Source organism: Gemmatimonadota bacterium (assembly GCA_009692115.1).
Lineage (GTDB): Bacteria > Gemmatimonadota > Gemmatimonadetes > Gemmatimonadales > GWC2-71-9 > SHZU01.
This window is the reverse complement of the sequence record SHZU01000001.1, coordinates 253,694-277,420: the sequence shown is the minus strand read 5'-3', so window position 1 is coordinate 277,420 and position 23,727 is coordinate 253,694. Positions and strand designations below refer to the sequence as shown.

Below are 23,727 nucleotides of genomic sequence, written 5' to 3'. Positions count from 1 at the left end.
GGCCAGGCTAGCTCTCGAGGTGCTCGGCCAAGGCGCCGGTTGTCTGGCGAAGCAGTTGGGCGATCGTCGCGGCAATCGCGGTCGTGATCGCCAATCCCAAGGTCGGGTTGTCCTCGCCGAGGCCTTGAAACTCACGCCGCGTCAGGACCAGCAAGGTGGTCAGTTCGGCGGCGGTGGCCGAGGCCGACCGGGAGGCGCCGTCGAGGAGCGACATTTGGCCGAGCATCTTGCCGCGGCTAATTGTCGTGACGATCCGGTCTTGGTCGGAGGAGTCGGATTTATGAATCTGGAGCCCGCCTTCGAGCACGATGGCCATGAACGCGTCGTGGTCACCCTCGTGGAAGAGGGCTTGGCCTTCGGGGAGCTGGTAGAGGCGCAGGTACCCGGCCATGGCCAGTACTTGGCGCCACTCGAGCCGCCGAGACCACTCGGTTTCGTCGAGGAGTTCGGCTTGCTCTTCGGGGGTCGATGACATCAAGACCGCCCCGCGAGCAGCCAGGGCCTCTTGGACCGTTGGACCGGGCGTGGCGGCAATGCGGGTGGCCATACCAGCGAGGATCGGCCGGGGCCCGCGTTTCTGGAGGATTACTTCGGGCTCAAGGCTCGGGCCAGGTCGATGGTCCGGCCGTCCTGTCTGGGGAACTCGGCGAACAGGCCGACGATGGCCCGAAGATCGGCCTCGGCGTCATCGGTGATCGGCACTGGGGGCAGGATCCCGAAGACTTTCCGCCCCCAGTCGAGGTAGACCGGGACGATAGCCGCTTGGGAGCGTTTGGCGATCCAATAGAACCCAGTCTTCCATTTGGCGCCGTAGGTTCGGGTTCCCTCGGCCGCGACCCCGAGAAGTACCTGGTCACAGCGATCGAATTCGGCCACCACTTGGTCGAGAAAACCCTTGGTGGCTTTGCGGTCAACCGGGATGCCGCCCAGCCATCGCATGATGGGACCGAGCGGCCAGCGAAAGAGCTCCTTCTTCCCGATGTACCGGACCGCCAGATTCCAGGAGAAGACCAAGCCGATCGCGATCAAGAAGTCGAGGTTGGATGAGTGCGGGGCCACGACCGCGACGATCTTCTTTCGGTCGGGCAGGGTGCCTTCGACGCGCCAGCCGAGGAGCCGGAGCATGGTGCGTCCGACGAGCCGGGTGATCGGCCCGCCACGGGTGGCGATCGAGGGGGGTAGCGTACCCACACCGGGGAAAATAACCGACCCGGGTCCGAATGTTAGGCGACCATTTTGGCTTGGTGCCTTGATTCCGGCCCCCGTTCAGAGTCTCTTTACTGGGGAACGGGCTCCTATCCTGGCCCGATCCCCAGTCCCGGTTTCAGTTGTCCTCTTTTTATCGGCCCCTCGAGATCCTCGTGGGCAAGGTAGCTTCATGGCTCGTAGGCGACGCGATCGAAGGGGTGGTCGGCCGGCTCGGGGTCCCGAGCAAGGCCAGCGCGAAGCGGCACCGGCCCAAGCGGGCGGTCCAGCCGCCGGGGTTCTCGAGATGAACGGGCGGACCAGCGGGTTTCTCCGCCGCCGAGAACTAAGTTACCAGCCGCACAACCAGGACGTGCAGGTCTCGGATCGCACGGTGCAGCAGTACGGGCTTCGCCCGGGCGACGAGATTACCGGGACGACCCGCAGTGGCCGCGGCGGCGGCAGTCTCGACGTGGTGGCAACGATCAACGGCCGGCCGGCCGCGGAACTCGCCACTCGCCCCGACTGGGAGCGGCTCGGCGCGATCCACCCGAAGGAAATGCTCAATCTCGAATCGAAGCTGATTCGCCAGGGGCAGCCGGATTTCACCACCCGGGTCATCGACCTGCTCTGTCCCTTCGGCAAAGGCCAGCGGGCCCTGATCGTGGCCCCGGCCAAAGGCGGGAAGACTATGGTGCTCGAGGCCATTGCCGCCGGCATTACCGCCAATCATCCGGCCGCGGCATTGTTCATCCTGCTGGTCGACGAACGGCCGGAGGAAATCTTCGAGATCGAGGCCGCCGGATATGGCGAGGTGATCGCGTCGAGTTTCGATTGCCCCCCGGCCCGGCATGTGGCGGCGGCCGAACTGTTGCTGGAGCGAGCGCGGCGGCGGGTCGAGTTGGGCCAGGACGTGGTGTTGATCGTTGATTCGCTGACCCGATTGGCCCGGGCCTACAATTCGGTGGTCAAGGGGAGCGGCCGGACTCTCTCGGGTGGCATGGACTCCCAATCGATGGAACGGCCCAAGCGGTTCCTCGGCAGCGCCCGGAAAGTCGACCCCAAAGACGGCGGGGGTTCCCTGACGATCATCGCCACGGCGCTGATCGACACGGGGAGCAAGATGGATCAGCTGATCTACGAGGAGTTCAAAGGTACCGGCAACAGCGAGCTGGTCTTGAGCCGCGAGCTGGCCGAGCGGCGGATCTACCCGTCGATCGACATCGTGGCCAGCGGAACCCGGCGGGAGGAGTTGCTGCTGTCGGAGCCGGCGCTGGCCGCGACGCGGGTGGTGCGCCGCCGAATCGACCGAAGGCCGCCCGCCATTGCGATGAGCGACCTCCTGGTGGATCTGAAGCGGTATCCGTCCAACGCCGACTTGATCACGTTCTTGGCCCGTTCGGACTAGGAAGCCTCGCCTCGAAGGCGCTTGCCGGTCTTCTCGACCGCTTCCATGACCCGGAGCAGGTTGCCGCTCCACAGCTTCCCGATCTGTTCCTCGGTGTAGCCGCGGCGGACCAATTCGATCGTGACGTTGATCGTTTCGGTCGCATTGCTCCAGCCCTCGATCCCGCCCCCGCCGTCGAAGTCCGAACTGATCCCGACATGGTCGAGCCCGATCAACTTGACGGCGTAATCGAGATGGTCGGCAAAATCCCGGACGGTAGCCCGCGGCGGGGGAGGGAAGCGGCGGTTGAGTTCGGTCCGGACCGAATCCGGCAGACCGCCTGGGTACTTGGCCCGCAGCGCTTCCATGGTTTGCTGGCGCTCGGGGGAGTCCGGTTGGCACTTGAGGTAGCTATTGAAGGCCACGACCTGGACCACTCCGCCGTTCTGGGCCAACGCCTTGAGCTGCTGGTCGTCGAGGTTCCGGCTGTGATTGCAGAGCGAGCGAACGGCGGAGTGGGAGGCGATGATCGGCGCCTGGGTGATGTCGAGGGTCTGCATCATCGAGGCCTTCGAGGGATGCGAGATATCGACCATGATGCCCCACATGTTCAGTTCGGCAATCACCTGGCGGCCTAACGGCGACAGGCCGCCGTGCTTCCAGATGCCGTCCCGCTCGCCGGTATTCGAATCCGACAAGTGGCTGTGGCCATTGTGGGCCAACGACAGATACCGGGCGCCCCGTCCGGCGAACCGCCGGACGTTGCCCAGGTCATCGCCCAATTGGTAGCCATTTTCGACCCCGATCAGGATCACCTTCTTGCCCGAGGCGTAGATTCGCCGGACGTCGGCCGCGGAACGGGCCAGCGCCACCCGGCCGGGGGCCAAGTCGTTCACCAGCCGATCGATCGCATCGAACTTGGTCAGCGCGGAAGCGGTGGCCTTCGCCAGACCGGCCGGGGAGAAATCATCCCCCTGTCCGACGAACACGATCAAGAACACGGCGTCCAAGCCGCCTTCCTCCATCGCCGGGACATTGACCTGGGTCTTGATCTTGGTGGCGTAGCTCTGAGCCGGGGTGAAGTTGTCCGGATTGATGTCGACGTGAGTGTCGAGGGTCAGGACCCGGTCGTGAATGGCCTTGGCCCGGGCGATCAGCGCGGCGTCTTGGGCCGAGAGATATGGTACGAACATGAGGAGACTCAGCGCCAGAAGTCGAAGGGGCATTGGCGGTCTTGGGTTAGGGTCGAGGGTGGGCGGCACGAGGCCTCCGTTAGGTGACGATCAGGACGATCGCGGAAATGGCGGATACCGTCAACACGGCGGGTCGAACGCCTTTCCGGTCGACGTGGCCGATGAACCGATGAGACGCGAGGTAGCCGGCCAAGACTCCGGGGCAGAGCAGGAGGCCCGAGACCAGGTCCGGCAGGCCGAACCGTCCGCCCCAATAGAGGCCCAGCGCCGACAGCACCGCCCCGATGGTGAAGTAGGCCGAAAGGGTGCCTCGAAAGCTCGGTCCCGATTCCCGCTGATACACGATGGCCATCGGAGGACCGCCGATCGCGGTGGCCGTGCCCATGATACCGGACACCAGGCCGGCCCCGACCAAGGTGCCCGGATTGAGCTTGAACGAGAGGCCCAGCGCGGTGATCAGGACGCCCACCAAGACGGTGCCGCCGAAGAACAGTTCGAGCCCATGGGTCGAGAGACCGGCCATGATCCCGACGGCAAGGGCAATCCCGATCACGCGCCCGCCTAACGACCAGCCGAGATCGCCGACCCGGACCTGATGCCACTCCCGCCTGGCCATGAGGCCTGTGAGGACGACATTGGCCACCAGGAGCGGCCCGGGCGCCAAGTGGGTGTCGATCAGGGCCAACAACGGCGCCGCGAACAACGCCAGGCCGAAACCGATACTTCCCTGAAGCACCGACCCCAGCGCCATGACCACCGTCGCGGCCGCGAACTCCGGTCCGGTCACCGGGCAGCCTTGTCCTTGGCGTTCTGGGCTTTGATCAGGTCGCGGGCCTGCTGCCATTCGGCGTCACCCCAGGCCGAGAGGGAGGCGAATCCGCCGTGGTTGGCCAAGTGCCCGGCGCCGTCGAGGGCGATGGTTTGGCCCGTGAGCCAGTCGCAACCGTCGGACATCAGGAACGCGGCCAGGTTCTGGAGTTCGGCCATTTCGCCGTGGCGCCCCATCGGGTTCGGCTTGGCCGACTCAGCCGGATCGTCCTGATCGGGGGCCAGCCGTTTCGAGGCGCCTTCGGTAGGAATCGTGCCCGGTGCGATGGCATTGAGACGAATCCCGTAGCGGCCCCATTCCACGGCCAGCGACTGGGTCATAACATGGATGCCGGCCTTGGACATGGCCGACGGCACCACGAACGGCGATCCGGTCCAGACCCAGGTGACCACGATCGACAGCACGGAACCCCGATGACCGCCCGCGATCCACCGCTTGCCGACCGCGTGGGTCGTGTAGAACGTGCCATGGAGCACGATGCCGGCAATGGCATCGAAGCCCCGGGGCGAGAGGTCCTCGGTCCGGCTGATGAAGTTGCCGGCCGCGTTGTTCACCAAACCGGTCAGCGGTCCACCGTCGTCCCAGATCCACTGGATCATCGTGTCGACCGCTGGGGCGTCTTTGATATCGACTTGGTAGGCCTTGACCGAGCCGCCGTGGGCGGCCATCAACTCGGCGGCGGTCTGGTCGACGACGCCCTTCCGCCGGCCGCAGATGTAGAGATCGGCGCCGAGGATCAGGAACTTGGCGGCCATTTCGCGACCGAGGCCGGTGCCGCCGCCGGTAATGAGAATACGCTGGCCCTTGAAAATGCCGGGTGCGAACACGCGGAATTCCTTTCGCGAGGTGACGGTGTGGCGCTAGGTTCCGACACCCAAGATACGAGGGAAGCGCCGTGGATCAGAGAGGCCCAACGTCATGATCGCCCCGCTGTTCGCCGGGGTGGCCTTGGTCCTGGCGGCCGGTCCGGGCTGGACCGCTCGGGACTGGAGAGTCTTCGAGTCTAAGGTGCGGTGGGGCGTGGCGCACCGCCTGGACACCCTGCCGGTCGGCGCGGCCATCGCGCGGCTTGGGGCCACCTTCGTCGGGACCCGATATACGCCGGGCACGCTCGAGGTTCCGGGGCCGGAGCGGGTCGTGGTCAACCTGCGGGAACTCGATTGCGTCACCTTCGTGGAAAACACCCTGGCGCTGGTCCGGTTCATTCGGGATGACGGCATCGCGATACTCCGGCGCCCCGCCGCGGCCCGGGCCCGCTACGAGGCATACCTTCGCGACCTGCGCTACCGGAGTGGGGTGCTGGCAGGCTACGACAGCCGGCTCCACTATTTCTCGGAATGGCTCGACGACAACGAGCGCCGCGGCCGGCTGACTTTGATAACCGGCCGGTTAGGCGGAGTGACCGACCCCGAGCGGATCGACTTCATGTCGACCCACCGAACCGCCTACCGGCAACTCGCCGACAGCGCCATCTGGGAGCGGATCCGGGCCATCGAAACCGGACTCGCAGTCCGGCCTCCCCGGATCTACCTGCCCAAAGACCGGATTGGGACGGTGGCCGATTCGATTCAGGATGGTGATGTGATCGCGGCGACGTCGACCGTTGCCGGTCTCGATGTGGCCCATACCGGGTTTGCCATCTGGAAGGACGGCCGGCTGTTGTTGCTCCACGCGCCGCTGGTCGGCCGGAGCGTCGAGATTTCCGAGTTTCCGCTGGCCGACCGAATTCAGAAGATCACGACCCAAGACGGGATCATGGTCGCCCGGCCGCGCTAGCGAGCCGCGTTGAGCATCGCCTCGATGGTCGTGAGCTTGACCCGGGGACGGTTGCCGGCTTTGCCTTGGGCGGTTTCGGCGGTGTTGATCCGCTGCCACGCGGCCCAATCGATGATCTCGGCACTCGGCACTAGGAGCTCGGCGCTCGGCGGCTTGGGGAAGGGGCAGTCGGCCAAGATGGCTTCGGCGGTGGCGGCGGCGTCGGGTTTGTTGGTGCCGATCACGCCGCTCGGGCCGCGTTTGATCCAGCCGGCCACGTAGAGGCCCTCGGATACCCGGCCGCCCTGGTTCGGGACCGTGCCGGTCTTCTCGTCGAAGGGGAGGCCGGGGATGGCGGTGCCGCGGTAGCCCACCGAGCGGAACACCAGACCGACCGGAATGGTCTCGGATTCGCCGGTGGGTTCGGCGGCGATTGCCCCGTGCTTCTCGACCAACCGGTTGTGGGCCAGGCGGATGGCGGACACGTTGCCATGGCCGTCGTTGATCAATTCCGTGGGCGACACCAGGAACCTGAGGGTCAGGCATTTGGGTTTGCCGGCCGGCGGGCGCTCGGCGAACTGGGTCAGGACCTCGATCTTGCGAGTGACGCTGGCATCCTCGTCGGCGGCCACTTGGGCGGCCGAGAGCGGGTCGAGCGCCACTTCGCGGGGCAGGGTCACGGCATCGGCCAGGGCCATCTCACCCAGTTCCTTGACCTCGGGGGTCGTGAATGCGGCCTGGGCGGGGCCCCGTCGGCCTAACAGATAGATGTTCTTGACCTTGCTGTGGCAGAGCGCCTCCAAGGCGTGGTCGGCGATATCGGTCTTGGCCAGTTCGTCGGGCGAGCGTGACAGGATTCGGGCCACGTCGACCGCCACGTTGCCGACTCCGACGACCGCGACACTTTCGGCGTCGAGGTTGAAGTGCCGGTCGCGGAAATCGGGATGGCCGTTGTACCACGCGACGAATTCGGTGGCCGCATGGCTATTGACCAGATCCTCGCCCGGGATGCCCATCCGCCGGTCCGATTGGGCGCCGGTGGTGAACGCCACGGCGTCGTAGGCTTCGCGAAGCTGAGTGACCGAGAGGTGGCGCCCGATCTCGACGTTACCGAAGAACCGAAAGCCGGGCCGGCCGGCCACTTTGTCGAAGCTCCGGGTGACCGCCTTGATCTTTTCGTGGTCGGGCGCCACGCCGAAGCGCACCAGGCCGTAGGGAACCGGCAGCCGCTCGTAGAGATCGACCGCCACCGGCCGGTCGGTTTGACCGAGGAGCTTTTCGGCCAGAAAAAAGCCGGACGGACCGGCCCCGACGATGGCGACCCGGAGAATGGCTGTCATAGCGAGAAGGTATCCTCTGAGTTACCCTTGGCGCCATGTCTAAAGCCAACCGCTCGACCTTGGTCGGGGCGGCATTCCTGATGGCCACCTCCGCCATTGGTCCGGGATTCCTGACCCAGACCACGGTGTTCACGACCCAGCTCAAAGCCAGCTTCGGGTTTGCGATCCTGGTGTCGGTGCTGTTCGACTTGGTGGCGCAGCTTAATATCTGGCGGGTGTTGGTGGGTTCGGGCCAGCGGGCCCAGGTGGTGGCCAATCAAGTGACGCCGGGGCTCGGCCACGCGCTCAGCGTGCTGGTGGCCGCTGGGGGACTTGCCTTCAATATTGGAAACGTCGCGGGGGCGGGGCTTGGCTTGAACGTCCTGTTCGGGATCCCCGTCGGGGTCGGGGCCGTCGCGAGCGCAGCGCTCGCGATCGGGGTCTTCCTGGTCAAGGACGCCGGTCGGGCCATGGATCGGTTTGCCCAAGTCTTGGGCGGGCTGATGGTGATCGTGGCCTGCTATGTCGCCGTGGCGGCCGCGCCGCCCGTCGGGGAGGCCATCGTTCGGACCTTCGTACCCCTCGCCCTCGATCCGTTGGCCATCGTGACCATCGTGGGCGGAACGGTCGGAGGTTACATCACCTTTGCGGGCGCTCATCGGCTGGTGGACGCCGGCCTGACCGGGCCCGCAGCCGTCCCCGCGGCCACCCGGGCCGCGCTGCTCGGCATCGGGGTGGCCACCGTCATGCGGGTCGTGCTGTTTCTCGGCGCGTTAGGCGTGGTGTCGTCCGGGGCGGCCATCGATCCGGCCAACCCGCCGGCGTCGGTATTCCAGGCCGCGGCCGGCGATTTGGGATATCGGTTTTTCGGAGTCGTGATGTGGGCCGCCGCCATTACCTCGGTAGTTGGGTCGGCCTACACCTCGGTGTCGTTCCTGACGACCTTGAGCGCCCGGTGGCACCGGTCCGCCACCGGATTGACCACCGGGTTCATCGCGGTGTCGACGCTGGTGTTCCTCGGGGTGGGCCGGCCGGTCAGCATCCTGCTCGCGGTCGGCGCCATCAACGGATTGATCCTGCCGCTTGGCCTCGGCGCCATGTTGGTGGCATCCCGGCGGGAGCCGTATCGATCGGTTGCCAACCAGCCGGCCTGGCTCCTGGCGGCCGGCGGCCTCGTGTCGCTGGTGATGCTCGCGCTGGGGATGTACACCCTGGTGACCCAGGTGCCATCCCTCTTCAGGGGGTAGTCAGGATTTGGCGGTGAGGCGAACCCGGCGGGCCGCCCGCGGGTGCTTGAGCATGACACGGCGGTGGGTGTTCTTCGCCGCGTTGCACGAGGCGATCAGCAGCGATTCGAGAGCCACCCGATCGACGCCCGCGGTCTTGAGCTCGACCCAGCCGTTTTTGCCCATGGCCCCCACCGAGACGAACGGCTTCGCGATCCCCGCCTTGAGCGCCGTCAGCAACTCGCTCGGCGGCAAGTGGAGGACCACGCCACGAGGACTCGACGCGGCGAACCGCGCCTGGCCGACAAAGAACGCCTCGGTTCCAAACTCGGGGCGTACGGTCACGCCGGGCAACGTCTTGAGAAATGCCGCGGCGGCATTGGAGCTCTGGCTCATGGATCGGCTCGGAAATTAAAGGTTCCGATACTACCGCCCAATTGGGGATCGCGCGAGGGGTGTTGGGTCTCCCTGCGCAGTCGACTAGTTTGGATACAAATAACTCCTTCAACGCCGCAGCCATCCATGCTTCGAATGTCCTCATCCCTGCTCGTGCTGGCGGTCATCCTCGGCCCGTCGGCCGCGGCCCAAGGTCCGCGAACGGCCACCAGCACCCGCATCACCCAGGCGCCAAGCATCGATGGGCGGCTGGACGAGGCGGTCTGGGCGTCCGGCTCACCGCTAACCGGGTTCATTCAGCGCGATCCCGCTGAGGGCGACCCGGCGAGCGAGCGAACCGAGGTTCGGTTCCTGACCGATGGGGAGGCGCTCTATATCGGCGCCTGGTTGTTCGACCGGGAGGCGAGCGGGATCGTGGCCGGTGAGCGGTTGCGCGACGTGACGCTCAGCAACAGCGACTACTTCGCGGTGATCTTCGATACCTACCTCGATCGCCAAAACGGGTTCGTGTTCGCCACCACACCGGCGGGGGTCGAGCACGACGGGCAGGTCGTTCGTGAGGGCGAGGGTGGGGGCATGTTTCAGCAGGGGCAAACCCGAGCGCAGGCGGGTTCGGCCGGGGGGTTCAATCTCAATTGGGACGCCAGCTGGAAGGTGGCCACCTCGCGCGATAGCCTCGGCTGGTACGCCGAGTTCCGGATCCCGTTCTCCACGCTGCGGTATGGCAGTTCGAAGATCCAGAACTGGGGCCTCAACCTGGCGCGGAGCGTTCGGCGGCGGAACGAGGAGTCGTTTTGGTCGGCCGTTCCCCGCCAGTACAATCTCTACCGGGTGTCACGCGCGGGGATCCTGGAGAACCTCGAGGTGCCGAGCCAGCGGATCGCGACCCTCTCGCCGTACGTGCTCAGTTCGGCGGTGAAGAACTTCGTGTCCGGGGCGGACGCCCAATACCCGATCGAGTTGGGTGCGGACGCCAAGTTCGGCCTGACGCCCAGCCTCACGCTCGATGCCACCTACAACACCGACTTCGCCCAGGTCGAAGTCGACGAGCAACGGACCAATCTGACCAGGTTCCCGCTGTTCTTCCCGGAAAAACGGCCCTTCTTCCTCGAGAATGCCGGCGTCTTCTCGGCCGGCACGCCGCAAGCCGTCGAACTGTTCTTCAGCCGGAGGGTCGGGATCGACTCGTTAGGCAGCCCCGTGCCGATTCTCGGCGGCGGCCGGCTGACCGGCAAGGTGGGGAGCTTCACGGTTGGGATGATTCAGCTGTTTACCGAGAGCGTGGCGGGGCGCCAGCCGGCCAACTCTTATTCGGTGGCCCGGGCGTCCCGGGAATGGGGTCGCTCCCGGATTGGGCTGATCGGGGTCCAACGGATTGCCACCAGCAATGGGGACGACCGGAATCGGACCTTTGGAGCCGATGGGCGGATTGCCCTCAATGACCCCCTGTCCATCGACTGGTGGGCCGCCAAGACCGAGACCCCCGGCCGCTCCGGGCGCGACGGCGCCTACAGTGTCCGCTTTGGACATCAGACCCGGCTCTGGAACAACAGCGTCCGGTTTACCCAGGTCGGCGAGGACTTCAATCCGGAGGTCGGGTTCGTCAACCGGACCGGCTACCGGTACTACGACCTCTCGGTGTTCCGGACGGTGCCGATCAAGAGCCGGACGTTTCGTTACTGGCAGCCCCACGTCAATTACCGAGGCTTTTTCGGATTCGACAATGAGGTGCAGTCCGAGCACATCCATGCCGACTTCGGCGAGACGGAATTCGCCGGCGGCGGACGGATCGGACCTGAACTCAATTTCTTCCGGGAGTGGTTGTTGGCGCCGTTTCGGATCGCGCGGAATGTCGTGTTGCCGGCCGGCAAGTACCGGTGGACCAGCCTCGGCTGGGATTTCTCGACCAATCCGAGCGCCCCGGTGTCCCTGCTGACCCGGATCGAAGCCGGCGGGTTCTACAACGGACGCCGGGTCGGGGGCACCGCAACGCTTACGGTCCGGCAGGCAGCGCTGACCGCGTCACTGTTGGTCGATTACAACGACGTTCATCTCGACCAGGGAGACTTCGTTCGGTCGCTCGCCGGGGTTCGGCTCGGCTATTTTGTCACCCCGCGGATCTTCGTCCAGTCACTGGTTCAGTATTCCAATCAGGCCCAGGTGTTCAGCGCCAACGTCCGGTTCGGTTGGCTCAATACCGCCGGGACCGGCTTGTTTATCGTGCTGAACGACGCCGAGGAAGGACCCGGCGTGTTCGACTGGACCAAGCCGTTGACCCGGTCCTTCGTGGTCAAGTTCTCGAAGCAATTCGGCACTGGCGGCTGATCCGCCAGGACCGGCCGCCACCCCGGACGAGGTCGACCCACTCCTCGATCAGAAGCTGCGCCAACGGGTGGGCCCGGCCAACGCTTGACCGGGCGATTCGGTTGGCGAGGCCGCGGAGCCGCAAATTGGCGGTCATGATGCCGCGGCGTAACTCTTGGGGCCCCGGCCGGCGAACGTCGAGCCCGAACGCCTTAGCCCGGCGAACCGCCCGGTGGACGAGCGGATTCACGTCGAGGGCGGGAATGCCGAGAATCTGGGCCGACTCGGTGACGGGAACGGCCAGGAGCGACCGGAGGATCACCGCATTCGAGACCCGGGGCGGGAGCGCGCCGTGGGTGCTCCAGAGCAGGGCCTCCAGGAGGTCATCTGGCGTCGCTTCAAGGGGTGACGCGAACCGGACCGGACCATGCTCGGCCAGCCACTGGTCGGCGTGACGGAGAACCTCGAGTCTTAGGGCTGGTTCGTTGTCGGGACGCGGACCGGACAACATTTGCTCCCGGACATGGTCAGCCAGTGTCACGATCCGGTTCAGGTGGGCTGCGCCGAGCGAACGGAGGAGCCCGACCGCCAACCGGCTGGTGAGGCGGCGAACCTCAATTTCGAAAATGGGATCGGCGCGGCGGCTCGGCTCGGCAGTCAGCATGGTTGGTTCGGCCTAACGGTAGCGGTGGAGGAACGGTCATTGGATGCTCCGGACCCCCGGATGGTTGCATCGGGCCGGCCATCGATGCAAACCGCGCGCGGGGTCTTCTCGTTTCACGGTCGGTCATCGGCCCGAGGATTGTTATTTTAATGCCATCCAAGCTCGAAGCCACACCGGGGTTCAATCGCTGGTTGATTCCCCCCGCCGCCTTGGCCATCCATCTCTCGATCGGCCAAGCTTACGCGTTCAGCGTCTTCAACCTCCCGCTGTCGCACGCCCTCGGGATTGCCGAGCCGGCCCCGGGAGACTGGAAGCTGACCCAACTCGGGTGGGTCTTTACGCTTGCCATCGTGTTCTTGGGTCTCTCGGCGGCCAGGTTCGGTCGATGGCTGGAACGGGTCGGTCCGAGGACCAGCGGATTGGCCGCCGCCGGCTGTTGGGGCGCCGGCTTCCTGATCGCCGCGGCCGGGGTGTCCAGTCATCAGCTCTGGCTGGTCTTGCTGGGGTACGGGGTGGTAGGCGGGTGCGGGCTTGGTCTTGGGTACATCACGCCGGTTTCGACCCTGATCAAGTGGTTTCCTGACCACCGCGGCATGGCCACCGGCATGGCGATCATGGGATTTGGGGGAGGCGCGATGATCGCGGCGCCCCTCTCGACGGCGTTGATGCGCCGGTTTGCCGGCCCGGATTCGGTGGGCGTCGCCGAGACGTTCGTCGTGCTGGGCATCGGCTACGCGGCATTGATGGCGGTGGGCGCCCTCCTGTTCCGGCTGCCGGCGCCGGGGTGGACTCCCGCGGGGTTCGACCCGGACCGCTTGGCTCGCCGGTCGATCACCAAGGAGAATGTCGATCCCGATACCGCAATCAAGACCCGTGTGTTTTGGTTGCTGTGGATCGTGCTTTGCCTCAACGTCACGGCCGGCATCGGGGTGCTGGGGCAGGCCAGCGCGATGATTCAGGAAGTGTTCGGCGGTCAGATCACCGCGGCCGCGGCCGCCGGGTTTGTCGGGCTACTCAGCCTCTTCAACATGGCGGGACGATTTTTTTGGTCGTCGCTTTCGGACCGAATTGGGCGGAAGCCGACCTACGCGATCTTCTTCGGGCTCGGGACGGCACTCTATGCGGCGGTGCCGGCCGCTGGAGCGCGGGGCGGAATCGGGCTTTTCGTGGCGTGCTTTGCGGTCATCCTGACCATGTACGGCGGCGGTTTCGCCACGATTCCCGCCTATCTCTCGGACCTTTTTGGGACCCGGTTCGTCGGCGCGATCCATGGCCGTTTGCTCACCGCTTGGTCAACGGCGGGCGTGCTCGGGCCGGTGCTGGTAAACTATCTCCGGGAGTACCAGATCGATCGGGGCGTTCCCAAGGCCCAGGCGTACAACGTCACCATGGTGGTGATGGCGGGGTTGCTGGTGGTTGGGTTCGCGGCGAACCTGGCCGTGCGTCCGGTGGCGGCGCGCTACTACCTGCCCCATCAGCCGGATGACGTCGGCGGGCCGAGCCTCGCTACGGTCCACGGCCCCCGGGCGCCGACCAGTACCTGGCCGGTCATCGCCGCCTGGCTGTTCGTCGGTGGGCCGCTGGCGTGGGGCGTGTGGAGCACGCTGGTCAAGGCCGCGCAGTTGTTTGCGAACCGTTAGGCAGACCGGATGAAGGTCCCGCGCTCGAGATCGCTCAGGGCCTCGCGTAGTTCCGCTTGGGTGTTCATCACGATCGGACCATACCAGGCCACCGGCTCGGCGAGGGGTTTGCCCGAGACCAGCAAGAACCGGATGCCGGCCTCGCCGGCCTGAACCACCACCTCATCACCCCGATCGAAGAGGACCAACGAACGATTGCCGGTGGTGGACCACTCGGCGTTGTGCTCCGTGACGCCGTCCTCGGTCAGGACGGGGCGGGACGCCGAGGCATCCTTGAAGCCGCCGGCCCCCTCGAAGACATAGGCAAACGCGTGGCGTTCGGTTTCCACCGGGAGGACCTTCCGGCGGCCGGGCGGGACCCACACGTCGAGGTACCGCGGCTCGGCGGCGATGCCGTCGACCGGACCCTGCTTTCCCCAGAAGTCGCCGCAGACCACCCGGACTCGGGTCCCGTCGTCGTCGGTCACTTCCGGGATGTCGGGGGCGGTCACGTCTTGATAGCGCGGGGCGGTCATCTTGAGCGACGACGGCAAATTGGCCCAGAGTTGAAACCCGTGCATCCGGCCGGCTGGGTCGCCGTGGGGCATTTCCTGATGGAGGATGCCGCTGCCGGCCGTCATCCACTGCACGTCCCCAGCGCCGAGGGAGCCTTGATTGCCAAGGCTGTCGGTGTGGTCGACCGTGCCGGCCAGGACGTAGGTGATGGTCTCGATGCCGCGATGGGGATGCCAGGGGAAACCGGCGGCGTAGTCGCCCGGTCGGTCGTTTCGGAAGTCGTCGAACAACAGGAAGGGGTCAAACTCGTTGGTCGTGCCGAACCCGAACCCGCGGTGGAGCTTCACGCCCGCGCCCTCGATGGTGGGGGCCGCGGGAATGATCCGTTTCACTGGTCTGATCGACATGGCGAGTGTTCTGCGCGCGGGTTGTTAGGGCCGGTCGACCGCGATGACGGCGTTGAGGAGGACATCCGCCCCGCGGGTGATATCGTCTGGTTTGGTGAACTCTCTCGGGGAGTGGCTGATCCCGCCGACGCTCGGCACGAAGATCATCCCCATTGGGGCGATCCGGGCGATTTCCTGGGCGTCGTGGCCCGCCCCGCTCGGCATCGGCTGCCGGGTCAAGCCGAGGGATCCGGCGCTCGCGTCGATCCACTGGATGACCCGCGGATCGGCGATTGCCGGTTCGCTGTCCACCAGGTGTTTGAAGGCGAACGTCGTACCGGTGGCGGCGCCGATGTCGCGGCCGAGTGTTTCGAAGGCGGCGAAGAACCGGGAGAGCCGGGCGGGGTCGAGGTCCCGGAGGTCGACGGTCAGGACCACCCGTCCCGGAATCACATTGGTGGTGTTCGGCGAAGCCGTGAGGCGCCCCACCGTGGCCACTTGGCGGCCGGGTTCGGCGGTGACGGCGTCGTTGACGGCCACCGTGAACTTGGCGGCCGCGAGCATGGCGTCGTGGCGCTGGTCCATTGGAGTGGCACCGGCGTGGTTGGCAAGCCCGTCGATGGTCACCTCGATCCAGCGGAGGCCGACGATGCCCTGAACCACCCCGATCTGGAGTCCGGCCTTTTCGAGCAAGCCGCCCTGCTCGATGTGCAGTTCGAGGTAGCAGGCCACGCTCCCCGGGGCCCGGACGGCCTCCGCCAACTTCGACAACTGCCCGCCAATGATCCCGATCCCGTCGCGGATGGTCTTGCCGGACCGGGCCACTTTATCGAGGTCGGCCTCGGCCAAAGCCCCGATGGCGAGCTTGCTGCCGATGGTGCCGCCTTCTTCGTTCTGCCAGACCACGACCTCGAGCGGGTGGCGGAGCCTGACGCCCTGCTCACGGAGACACCGGGCAACCTCGATGGCGCCAAACGAACCGACCGGGCCATCGAAGTTGCCGCCATCGGGAACCGAATCGACATGCGACCCGATCAGGATCGGCGGCAGTGACCGATCGCTCCCCTCGATCCGGCCGAGGATGTTACCGGCCGCGTCGAGCCGGGGGGTGAGCCCGGCCTGCCGGAAGAGGTCGAGGGTAAAGGCCCGCCCGGCGCCATCGGCCTCGGAGTAGGCTACCCGGTTGATGCCGCCGGCGGTCCGGCCAATGGCGTCGAACCGCGTGAGCGCGTCGTTCAGCCGGGCGCCGTTCACGTGGAGCGGGGCGGTGCGCCGGCCAAAGCCGGACCGCGGGAGGGCGGCCAGCATCGCCGTGTGGCTCAGGAACCGGCGCCGGTTCACGCGGGTTTGCCGTTCGGCGCGTCGGATCCGAGTTCGCTCCGGAGCGTGAGGTAGGTCCAGACGGCGCCGGCCAAATCGACGCCGCCGAACAACAACAACGACGACGGGGCCCATCCCAGGGCGACGAAGGCGCCGAAGAAGAGTGGTACCGCCACTCGGACCCGGACCGACGCCTCGAGCATGGGCAGGAAATTGGCCCGGGCGGCGCTCACGTAGTAGACCCCGAGAAACAGCACCAACATCCCGACGATCCGGATCCAGACCTCGGTGGTTGGGGGGATATCGAACAGCCCGAGCAGCCAATTGGGGGCGACCAAGAGAATGGCGCCAAGGCCGAAGAGATACAGCGCGAAGAAGAACAGGGATTGGGCGGACTTGGTCATGGGTCGGCTCCTTACCAGTCGGTCGGGACGTAGTCTTTCAGAAACTTACCCCAAATGTGTTCACCCGTGTTGATTCCGGAAATGATCGGGTCGACGATCCGGGCCGCGCCGTCGACGATGTCGAGCGGGGGATGGAACCGGTGCTCGGCCACCTTCCGGGCCGCGAGTTCCTCGGGGTCTTCGTCGGTCACCCACCCGGTGTCGACGCTATTCATGTGGATCCCGTCGGCCTGGTAATCGGTGGCCGAGGTGCGGGTCATCATGTTGAGCGCGGCCTTGGCCATGTTGGTGTGGGGGTGCCGGGTGGTCTTGAACCGGCGGTAGAACTGGCCTTCGACCGCGGACACGTTGACGATGTGCTTGTCGCGGTTGGCGGTCCGGAGCATCAGCGGCTTGAGCCGGGCGTTCAGGATGAACGGCGCCACGGCGTTGACCAACTGCACCTCGAGCAACTCGACCGAGGGCACCTCCGCCATGAGCAGGCGCCAGGAGTTCCGATCGCGAAGGTCGACCTGCTGGAGGTCTTGGTCGAGGCGGCCCACCGGGAACAGCGCCTGCTGAGCCGCCTGTTCCTCGGGCAACAGGCGGACCTGGGAGAGCTCCGCCGAATGGGTCAGACCCGCGATCCCGGCCAGGGGCCGGCCGAGCGGCGCCGGCACCGCGCTCGCCTCGGGCAGCATGTGATAGCCCCGGAGGCCCTCGTAGGCGCCTAACAGCTTGCGAGCCGGTTCGGGCATGCCGGCCAGCGAGGCGGCTTCGCCCTCCATCATGTGCTCGTAGAACTCGGGCGGACGGCGCACGGTTTGGCAGGCGTTGTTGATGATGAAATCGAGCCGGTCTTCGGTCGTCACCAGTTGATGGCAGAACGCCTCGACGCTCGGCGTGTGCCGGAGATCGAGCCCGTAGATCTGGAGCCGGTGTCCCCATGTTCCGAAATCCGGTTCGCGGGCGTACCGGGCGGCCGAGTCGCGCGGGAAGCGGGTGGTAACGATCAGCCGGGCGCCGCAGCGGAGCAACTTGATACCGGCTTGGTAGCCGATCTTGACCCGCCCGCCGGTCAACAGGGCCACCCGCCCGGTGAGGTCGGCCAGTTCGGTGCGTTTCCGGAAGTTCATCTCGGCGCACTCGGGGCACATCTGATCGTAGAAGTGGTGGATGGCCGAGAAATCCTGCTTGCAGATGTAGCAGTGCTGGGGCTCGGAGGCTTCGCGGAACTCGGGCTCGGGAACGTCCTGCTGTTCGAAGTCGGACGGTGGAAAGACGTTCGGGGTGGTGAACACGGTTTCGCGGCGGAGTTTCCGGATGCCAGTTTCAGCCAGGACGCTCTCGATCCGGTGCACCTTCGCGGCCCGACGATCGACGCGGGCGGCCTTGACCACCCGGCGGCGGGCGAGGGCGTCGGGCCGGGAAACCATCCCGGCGGCCTTGAGGAGGCGGACCCGTTCCTCGACCGGCACCTCGGCCAGCAGGGCCCGGTTGTCGATAATGGCTTCGAGGAATTCGGTGGCGGCGATCGTCCGCTCCAGGAGGGTTGCGGCTTCATTCATGGGCGGCAAAATACCCGGCGGGGCGGTCCTGGCCTAGGGTAGCAGGTGTTCCGGCCCGTAGGGCTGGGCGCTCGCCGTCACGTTGTAGGCGGTACCCGGGGCGAGTTCGCCCGGGAAGGTGAACGAAACGGCTCCCGTAGCGATGGTCAGGTCGGCGGTGCCGTTGTTCTTGAGGACCAGTCCCGAGCCGGACAACCCGGTGATCGTGCCGCCGAGGGTGATGGCGGACGTCGCGGTGGTACAGGCCACGGCCACGCTGGTGACATTGGCCGCGCCGATCGTGCCGGTGCCGCCCGTCACCGTACAGGTTTGCGCCGGATTACTCGGCTGGATCTTGACCGAGACGCTGGAGGCGGCCCCTTGGCCCACCGCGCCGGAAAAGGTGAAGCTGCTGGCCCCGGCGCCAACCGAGAGGTCATTGCCGGCATTGTTCTGGAGGACCATTCCTCCTCCGGCCAGGCCGGCCACCGTGCCGCCGAGCGTGCAGGTGGGGACCGGTCTAGGACCGGGGTCCGTGCCACCGCCACATGCGCTGATGCCGCCCGCGAAGGCGGCGATCAACACGAACCCAGGATTTGAACGCATGAGACCCAACTGTCGACCAACGACGGAGGGATCGATCCAGTGGACTATATGGGCTCAGACTTGGCGAACTCAAAGTACAACAACCGCGCCGCCATGGCGCCCTCATGGTCGGTCAACGTTCGATCTTCATATCGGGTGGCCGGCAGCACTTTGCCTTGATTGCCGGTTGAGAAGATCTCGTCCGCTTCCGCCAGGTCTTCCACTGTGACGACCCGCTCTTCTACTCGATGTCCCGCCTCCTTGAGGAGCTTCATGACCCGGGCTCGGGTGATCCCGGCGAGGAAACACCGGTTCGGCACCGGCGTGGCATAAACGCCATCCTTCACCAGCCAGAGATTCTGCGCCGCAAACTCGGCCACCGTTCCGTCGGGCGAGCGGATCACCGCGGCGTCGAAACCGCGGGCCCGGGCATAGCTCATGGCCAGGATCGACATCGGATAGAGGCAACTGGCTTTGGCCTCCGTGGGCGCTTGGTCCGGCGCCGCCCGCCGGAACGGCACCAGGGTGGCCGAGAAACCGGTGGGCGGGGGCAGGGGAGCCGGCGTGATGACCAAGGCGAATCGGGTGGAATCCGGATTGATGATCGTGGTCCCTTCCTGAATCCACATCATGGGCCGGACATAGAGTTCAGCCCCGACCGGAAACCGTTTGATGCCCTCACGCGCCAGGGCTTCGATTTGAGGGGCGGTGACCGGGGGCCGCATTTCGAGCGTCCGGGCCGACCGGATGATGCGCTCGCAGTGCAGGTCGAGGTCGGGCGCGAAACCCCCGAACGCTCGAGCGCCGTCGAAAACCGTGTTGGCCATCCAGCCGGCGTTGGAATCCGAATCCATGAGTGGAGTCGGTCCTTCGTGCCAGGCGCCGTTGTAGTAGCAAATCGAGGCCGGGGTCATCGGATCGGGAGCGCAATCCGCGAGGCCATCTCCCCGCCGCGATGGAGAGTCACGGTAGGGCGCCCCCGGACCGGGGGCTTTTCGGTGTTGTCGACATCGGCGCCCGCGATCGTCACCCGAATCCGGTGGCCGGCATTGAACACCGTGGCGGTCGGTTGGAGGTCGAACTTCAACTCCACCATCGTCCCAGGTACGAGCGGGGTGACGTCGCCCTTCTGATTCATATTCCACGGCAGGTCGAGGTTGTCCCACGGGGGTTTGGCCGGGGTCCGGTGCGAGGCCCGGAGCATTCCCTCGCTCACGTAGCGTGAGAACCCGGTCGAGTCGACCTCTTCGAGGTACGCGTAGAAATCGCCGTCGGTTTGATCGGAGGAGACGTACAGGGTGACCACCGGATGGCCGATCACCGTGACGTCGGCCGCGAGGGGGGCGGTGGTATAGGTGAGCGCCTTGGCGTCGTTCGGCGTCATGTCGGGGTACTTCATCGCGCCCTGGCCGACGGCGTTATCCCACCGCGAGGCGGTGCCGGTCGTGGTGGTGAGATCGACCTTCCAGAGGTCTTGGCCCGCGGCGCCGGCGGTGCCCGCCGCCAACAGACCGTCGTTAGGCGACTTGACGTTGCCTGAGGGCCCGGCCCCGAAGAAGTAGTCGACGTTCCGGACCGCCGGCAGCGGCCAGGCGTCGGCGTGCTCCCAGGTCCACCTGCCGGGATCGACCATCAGCGCGTAGTTGACCGGCGCATCCTTGTCGATCCCGTTCGGGATGCCCTTGAGCCAGCGGTCGAACCACCGGTGCTGTTCGGCTGCCATGATCCGGCCCTGCTCGACGCCCATGGCGCTGTCCGGCCGGGCGTGGGACCACGGCCCCATAGTGACCCGGTCGATGCCGCTCCAATTCCGGAACCAGAGCATTTCGTCGCGGGCGAAGATGTCGAACCAGCCGCCCCAGTGATAGGCGGCCACACCGGACTGGTTCATGGCCATCAGGAAAGTGGACGGCTGAAACTGCATCAAGTCGAAGTTGGCCGTCTTGTGATCCCGGAATTTGGCCCCGCGCCACTCGGTGATCACGTTCCAGTTCTTGGCGTGCTGGCCGAGTGCCTCGCGCCACATGGCGCCGGTCGAATCCTCGTCCACGGGGGGCTCGGGGAACCCGACGTCGAGGGCGTGGGTCAGCCGGCCCCAGTGCTCGATCATGTTCTGGCGGTAGATCCCGCCGTCGTAGAGCACATCATACATGTCGAACGCGGCGACGTTCGGGAAGATCGCCTTGAGGGCCGGGTGCTTGGTGCTCGCCGCCATGTACTGGGTGATACCGAGATAGGAACCACCGAACATGCCGAGATTTCCGTCGCACCAGGCCTGCTTGACCATCCAGTCCATCAGGTCGAAGGCGTCTTGGGTTTCGGCGGGGGAGAACAGACCCTGGTAGCGGCCGTAGGACGCTCCACCGCCGCGGACCTGGGCCGAGACCACCACGTAGCCGTACTTGACGAGGCGCTGGAGCCCGGAGTTCCCGTCCACCTGTGAATTGACTTTGGGAGGGATCGAGTCGGTCCGCCAAGCGGGAACCGGTTTGGCTGTCGGGTCGAGGCTCGCTTGGAATGCCCCCGCCGGCGCTGCCCCGCGGTGGTAGCGGGAGTGGGTCCAGACCACCGGCATCTTCTGGGCAACGGCCACGCCGTTCACCGCCGGCCGGATGATATCGACCGCGAGTTTGACGCCGTCTCGCATCGTCACGTAATGGGACTCGCGGACCCACTCCGAGTAGAGCGAGTCCGAGTATCCGCGGTATTCACCGAAGGTGGAGACCCGGGTTGCCGCGGCCGCCGGGGCCGCGTCGGGTCGGGGCCCGCACGCCGACGTGGTGGCGAGCAGGAGGGCGAGGGAGAGGCTCTGATGGTTTCGCATCGGCCAAAGGTGACTCTCGGTCCCCGTCGCCGCAAGAGATCAGGGCTTGGTGGGCGCGACGTCGCCCTTGACAGTGCGATTGGTGAACCGCCAGCCCACCTTGGTTTTGACGAGCTCATCCGAGTAGGTCGACGACGCCAAGAGCGAGGCCGGCCTGGTGGCGAAGTCGACCAGCACCAGGTATACCCGGCCGGTGGCGCCGGTGGCCGACGGGGTGATCATCAAGTTGGTGTTCCAGTGCTTGACGTGGGCGCCGAGAGTGGCGTGGAATCCGGTCGCGAACTTGCGGAGTGCCTCGTGACCGGCGTTGATCCCGGCCGCGCCCTGGTCTACGATGGTGAACACGCCCTCTGGCGTAAAGGTGGCGGCCCAGGCTTCGGCATCGCCGGTGTCGAGCGACCAGTTGTACTGGGTGTAGAGCGACTGGATCTCAAGCAGGTCTGGGGCCGAGAGGGCGGGACCCTTCGGCGTGACGAGCCAGGTGCCGCTCAAGGTGACGGCGGCCGCGAGGGCGAGTCCGGGTCGGGTGAACATGTCAGGGCTCCTGGTAGAGGTGGGTTCGAACAGTGCGGCAGGTATCGATCATGGCAAAGACATTTTCCCGGCGCTATACTAGCCTGCGGCTTCCCCCGAATATCGGAGTTCCCATGTGTCCGTTCACGGTGCTGCTAATCGTCGCCCTCGCGGCCTGCACCGACAAGGCCCCGCCTCCGGGGCCCGCGGCAACGACCGACACCTGGACGGCGCTTCGGGCCAACGAACGGACGGGGCGGTTCGTGATCGATACCCTGTGGGACCGGCCGACCCACTTCGAGGACTGGTATTTCCGGAGCGACCACCTGCCGTACGCGCGGCTCGGGGTTCCGGGGCTGATGTACTCCACCAACCTGCACGAGGATTACCACACCGCGGGCGATATCCCCGAGCGGATCGACTACGCCAAGCTCACCCGGATGGCACGGTGGATGTACCTGACGGGGGTGATCGTTCCGTCGCATCTTCTTGATGCCGGTTCTTCCCAACCCGTACCCAAGGACGGCTCATGCGCTGGAATCTCCGCACCCGCAGCATGTTGTCGCTTTTGTTCGCTGGGTTGATCGCAGCGGCTGTCACCGGCTGCAAGAAGAAGTACGTCGCTGAATCCTACCAGCCAGCCCCCCCCGCGGAGTCAGTGGCGCCGACCAACTCATAGGGCGTCTCAGTTATTCGACTACAATCGATTGTGTCACGATCCAGAGAGTCGTGACACGATCGTCGTTCAAGCGGGCGCTCGGCGGGCAACGACCGCTCGGGTGATTCCCGGCAGCAACTCGAACTCCTCCGCGTCGACGAAACCCGCGGCCCGTGCGGCCCCAATCAGCATTCCTGGCGTGAGTTGGGGTGCGTCCGGGTCCGACACGACATTGAACAGCAACCAGAGGGCGGCCGACGCCGGTCCGGCCAGGTCGTCGGTCACCATGAAGTCGTGGAGGATCAGTGTCCCGCCCGGCGCCAGCGAGGCATAGGCCCGGCTCAGGAGCGGCGCGAGGTCGGTGGCCGCCACGGCACTCAAGAGATACGACATGATCACCGCGCCCTGATTGCCCGGCCAATCGGTGGTTCGCGCATCACCGCGGAGGAGCGCAATCCGATCCGTAAGACCCGCCTCGGCCACGTAACTCGCCGCGACGTCACAGATCTTTGGGAAGTCGAGGATGGTGGCGGACAACGCAGGGTTCCGATGACAGAGCGTGATCGAGAACGCCCCGGTGCCGCCCGCCACGTCGAGCAACCGCCGCCACGTGACCGCTCCGAGCCGGCGGGACAGCAGGTGGGCCGGCCCGAGCGAGCCGACATGCTGGGCGACGCTGAAGTGCCGGGCTTCATCGGGATCGACGGTGAGTTCGTAGAAAGGACGAGCGGCCCGGCCGTGGATGGCCGGCAGCAGGTCGTTCATATGCGGATAGACCTGCCGGTCGATTTGAAAACGGAAGTAGTCCCCGTAGTAATTGGGAGACGACTTCGCGAGGAAGTTCGCCGCCGCCGGCGAATTGATGAAGCGGCCGTCGGGATCGGTCCCGACGAGGCCGAGGGCCCGGAGGGCGGTGAGCAGCGTCTGGAGCCGCTTGGCCGGGATGCCGGCGGTCACGGCCAGCTCGTCGGGCGTCGCGGGCCCCCGCGCCAAGACGGAAAACAGATCGAGATCGAGGGCGGCAAACAGGGCCTTGGAGGCCATGAATCCGTAGCCGATCTGAGACACATCTCGAACATCCTTGAGCAGTTCCATGTCAGGGGGTTCCCCAGCTAATG

At 66.1% G+C, this 23,727-nt stretch carries 23 protein-coding genes; 6 read left to right on the top strand and 17 right to left on the bottom strand.

Annotated features, from left to right (window positions below; all coding sequences use genetic code 11):
- Window positions 1-7 precede the first annotated feature (7 nt).
- The gene (locus tag EXR94_01325) at window positions 8-547 is read right to left on the bottom strand and encodes a cyclic nucleotide-binding domain-containing protein (GenBank protein ID MSR01369.1); all 540 of its coding nucleotides are present in this window, start codon (window positions 545-547) and stop codon (window positions 8-10) included.
- A 38-nt stretch (window positions 548-585) separates the two neighbouring features.
- Window positions 586-1,125 (bottom strand): acyltransferase, encoded by a 540-nt coding sequence (locus EXR94_01320; GenBank protein ID MSR01368.1) that lies wholly within the window; start codon window positions 1,123-1,125, stop codon window positions 586-588.
- On the opposite strand from EXR94_01320, the gene EXR94_01315 reads away from it, so the two are divergent.
- A complete protein-coding gene (locus EXR94_01315) occupies window positions 980-2,593 on the top strand; it encodes a transcription termination factor Rho (GenBank protein MSR01367.1) in 1,614 nt (537 codons plus the stop codon). The genes EXR94_01320 and EXR94_01315 overlap by 146 nt on opposite strands.
- Here EXR94_01315 and EXR94_01310 read toward each other — a convergent pair.
- Genes EXR94_01310 through EXR94_01300 form a run of 3 tightly spaced genes read right to left on the bottom strand, consistent with a single transcriptional unit; the run spans window position 2,590 to window position 5,421 of the window.
- A complete protein-coding gene (locus EXR94_01310) occupies window positions 2,590-3,798 on the bottom strand; it encodes a membrane dipeptidase (protein ID MSR01366.1) in 1,209 nt (402 codons plus the stop codon). The two genes, EXR94_01315 and EXR94_01310, sit on opposite strands and share 4 nt — an antisense overlap.
- A 46-nt stretch (window positions 3,799-3,844) precedes the next feature.
- Window positions 3,845-4,609, bottom strand: a complete 765-nt coding sequence (locus tag EXR94_01305; protein MSR01365.1) for a sulfite exporter TauE/SafE family protein — start codon at window positions 4,607-4,609, stop codon at window positions 3,845-3,847.
- Complete coding sequence (locus EXR94_01300; protein MSR01364.1) at window positions 4,549-5,421, bottom strand: SDR family oxidoreductase; 873 nt, start codon at window positions 5,419-5,421, stop codon at window positions 4,549-4,551. Before EXR94_01300 ends, EXR94_01305 begins: the two co-directional genes overlap by 61 nt.
- Before the next feature lie 91 nt (window positions 5,422-5,512).
- Between EXR94_01300 and EXR94_01295 the strand changes: the two genes are divergently transcribed.
- Window positions 5,513-6,370, top strand: a complete 858-nt coding sequence (locus EXR94_01295) for a DUF1460 domain-containing protein (GenBank protein MSR01363.1) — start codon at window positions 5,513-5,515, stop codon at window positions 6,368-6,370.
- Here the strand turns inward: EXR94_01295 and EXR94_01290 are convergent.
- Window positions 6,367-7,689, bottom strand: coding sequence for an NADP oxidoreductase (locus tag EXR94_01290; GenBank protein MSR01362.1), 1,323 nt, complete (start codon window positions 7,687-7,689; stop codon window positions 6,367-6,369). The genes EXR94_01295 and EXR94_01290 overlap by 4 nt on opposite strands.
- A 35-nt stretch (window positions 7,690-7,724) precedes the next feature.
- Here EXR94_01290 and EXR94_01285 point away from each other — a divergent pair, with 35 nt between their 5' ends.
- Entirely contained in the window at window positions 7,725-8,915 is a 1,191-nt protein-coding gene (locus tag EXR94_01285; protein ID MSR01361.1) for a divalent metal cation transporter, read from the top strand.
- Here the strand turns inward: EXR94_01285 and EXR94_01280 are convergent, their stop codons facing one another.
- Window positions 8,916-9,290 carry a hypothetical protein gene (locus EXR94_01280; GenBank protein MSR01360.1) on the bottom strand — a complete coding sequence of 125 codons (375 nt, stop codon included), beginning with the start codon at window positions 9,288-9,290 and terminating at the stop codon, window positions 8,916-8,918. It lies immediately after the preceding gene.
- Window positions 9,291-9,416: 126 nt separating this feature from the next.
- Here EXR94_01280 and EXR94_01275 point away from each other — a divergent pair, with 126 nt between their 5' ends.
- On the top strand, window positions 9,417-11,615 hold the full coding sequence (locus EXR94_01275) for a hypothetical protein (GenBank protein MSR01359.1): 2,199 nt from the start codon (window positions 9,417-9,419) through the stop codon (window positions 11,613-11,615).
- Here the strand turns inward: EXR94_01275 and EXR94_01270 are convergent.
- Window positions 11,581-12,258: a hypothetical protein gene (locus EXR94_01270; GenBank protein MSR01358.1), complete on the bottom strand. Its 678-nt coding sequence runs from the start codon at window positions 12,256-12,258 to the stop codon at window positions 11,581-11,583. The two genes, EXR94_01275 and EXR94_01270, sit on opposite strands and share 35 nt — an antisense overlap.
- Before the next feature lie 149 nt (window positions 12,259-12,407).
- Between EXR94_01270 and EXR94_01265 the strand changes: the two genes are divergently transcribed.
- Window positions 12,408-13,898, top strand: coding sequence for an MFS transporter (locus EXR94_01265; protein ID MSR01357.1), 1,491 nt, complete (start codon window positions 12,408-12,410; stop codon window positions 13,896-13,898).
- On the opposite strand, the gene EXR94_01260 is transcribed toward EXR94_01265, so the two are convergent.
- From EXR94_01260 to EXR94_01225, 8 genes are read right to left on the bottom strand one after another with little or no spacing between them, the layout of a single operon-like run.
- The gene (locus EXR94_01260) at window positions 13,895-14,800 is read right to left on the bottom strand and encodes a pirin family protein (protein MSR01356.1); all 906 of its coding nucleotides are present in this window, start codon (window positions 14,798-14,800) and stop codon (window positions 13,895-13,897) included. The genes EXR94_01265 and EXR94_01260 overlap by 4 nt on opposite strands.
- 24 nt (window positions 14,801-14,824) lie before the next feature.
- Window positions 14,825-16,087: a Zn-dependent hydrolase gene (locus tag EXR94_01255; protein MSR01355.1), complete on the bottom strand. Its 1,263-nt coding sequence runs from the start codon at window positions 16,085-16,087 to the stop codon at window positions 14,825-14,827.
- Between the two features lie 29 nt (window positions 16,088-16,116).
- The gene (locus EXR94_01250; protein MSR01354.1) at window positions 16,117-16,503 is read right to left on the bottom strand and encodes a hypothetical protein; all 387 of its coding nucleotides are present in this window, start codon (window positions 16,501-16,503) and stop codon (window positions 16,117-16,119) included.
- Between the two features lie 11 nt (window positions 16,504-16,514).
- On the bottom strand, window positions 16,515-18,050 hold the full coding sequence (locus EXR94_01245) for an SDR family oxidoreductase (GenBank protein MSR01353.1): 1,536 nt from the start codon (window positions 18,048-18,050) through the stop codon (window positions 16,515-16,517).
- A gap of 33 nt (window positions 18,051-18,083) precedes the next feature.
- Window positions 18,084-18,635, bottom strand: a complete 552-nt coding sequence (locus EXR94_01240) for a hypothetical protein (protein MSR01352.1) — start codon at window positions 18,633-18,635, stop codon at window positions 18,084-18,086.
- 44 nt (window positions 18,636-18,679) lie between these two features.
- Window positions 18,680-19,528: a branched-chain amino acid aminotransferase gene (locus tag EXR94_01235; GenBank protein ID MSR01351.1), complete on the bottom strand. Its 849-nt coding sequence runs from the start codon at window positions 19,526-19,528 to the stop codon at window positions 18,680-18,682.
- Window positions 19,525-21,438, bottom strand: a complete 1,914-nt coding sequence (locus EXR94_01230; protein ID MSR01350.1) for a CocE/NonD family hydrolase — start codon at window positions 21,436-21,438, stop codon at window positions 19,525-19,527. The genes EXR94_01235 and EXR94_01230 overlap by 4 nt, the downstream gene beginning before the upstream one ends.
- A 39-nt stretch (window positions 21,439-21,477) precedes the next feature.
- Window positions 21,478-21,972 (bottom strand): nuclear transport factor 2 family protein, encoded by a 495-nt coding sequence (locus EXR94_01225; GenBank protein MSR01349.1) that lies wholly within the window; start codon window positions 21,970-21,972, stop codon window positions 21,478-21,480.
- A gap of 50 nt (window positions 21,973-22,022) precedes the next feature.
- On the opposite strand from EXR94_01225, the gene EXR94_01220 reads away from it, so the two are divergent.
- Complete coding sequence (locus EXR94_01220; GenBank protein ID MSR01348.1) at window positions 22,023-22,535, top strand: M28 family peptidase; 513 nt, start codon at window positions 22,023-22,025, stop codon at window positions 22,533-22,535.
- 161 nt (window positions 22,536-22,696) lie between these two features.
- Here the strand turns inward: EXR94_01220 and EXR94_01215 are convergent, their stop codons facing one another.
- The gene (locus EXR94_01215; protein MSR01347.1) at window positions 22,697-23,704 is read right to left on the bottom strand and encodes a methyltransferase domain-containing protein; all 1,008 of its coding nucleotides are present in this window, start codon (window positions 23,702-23,704) and stop codon (window positions 22,697-22,699) included.
- Window positions 23,705-23,727 lie beyond the last annotated feature (23 nt).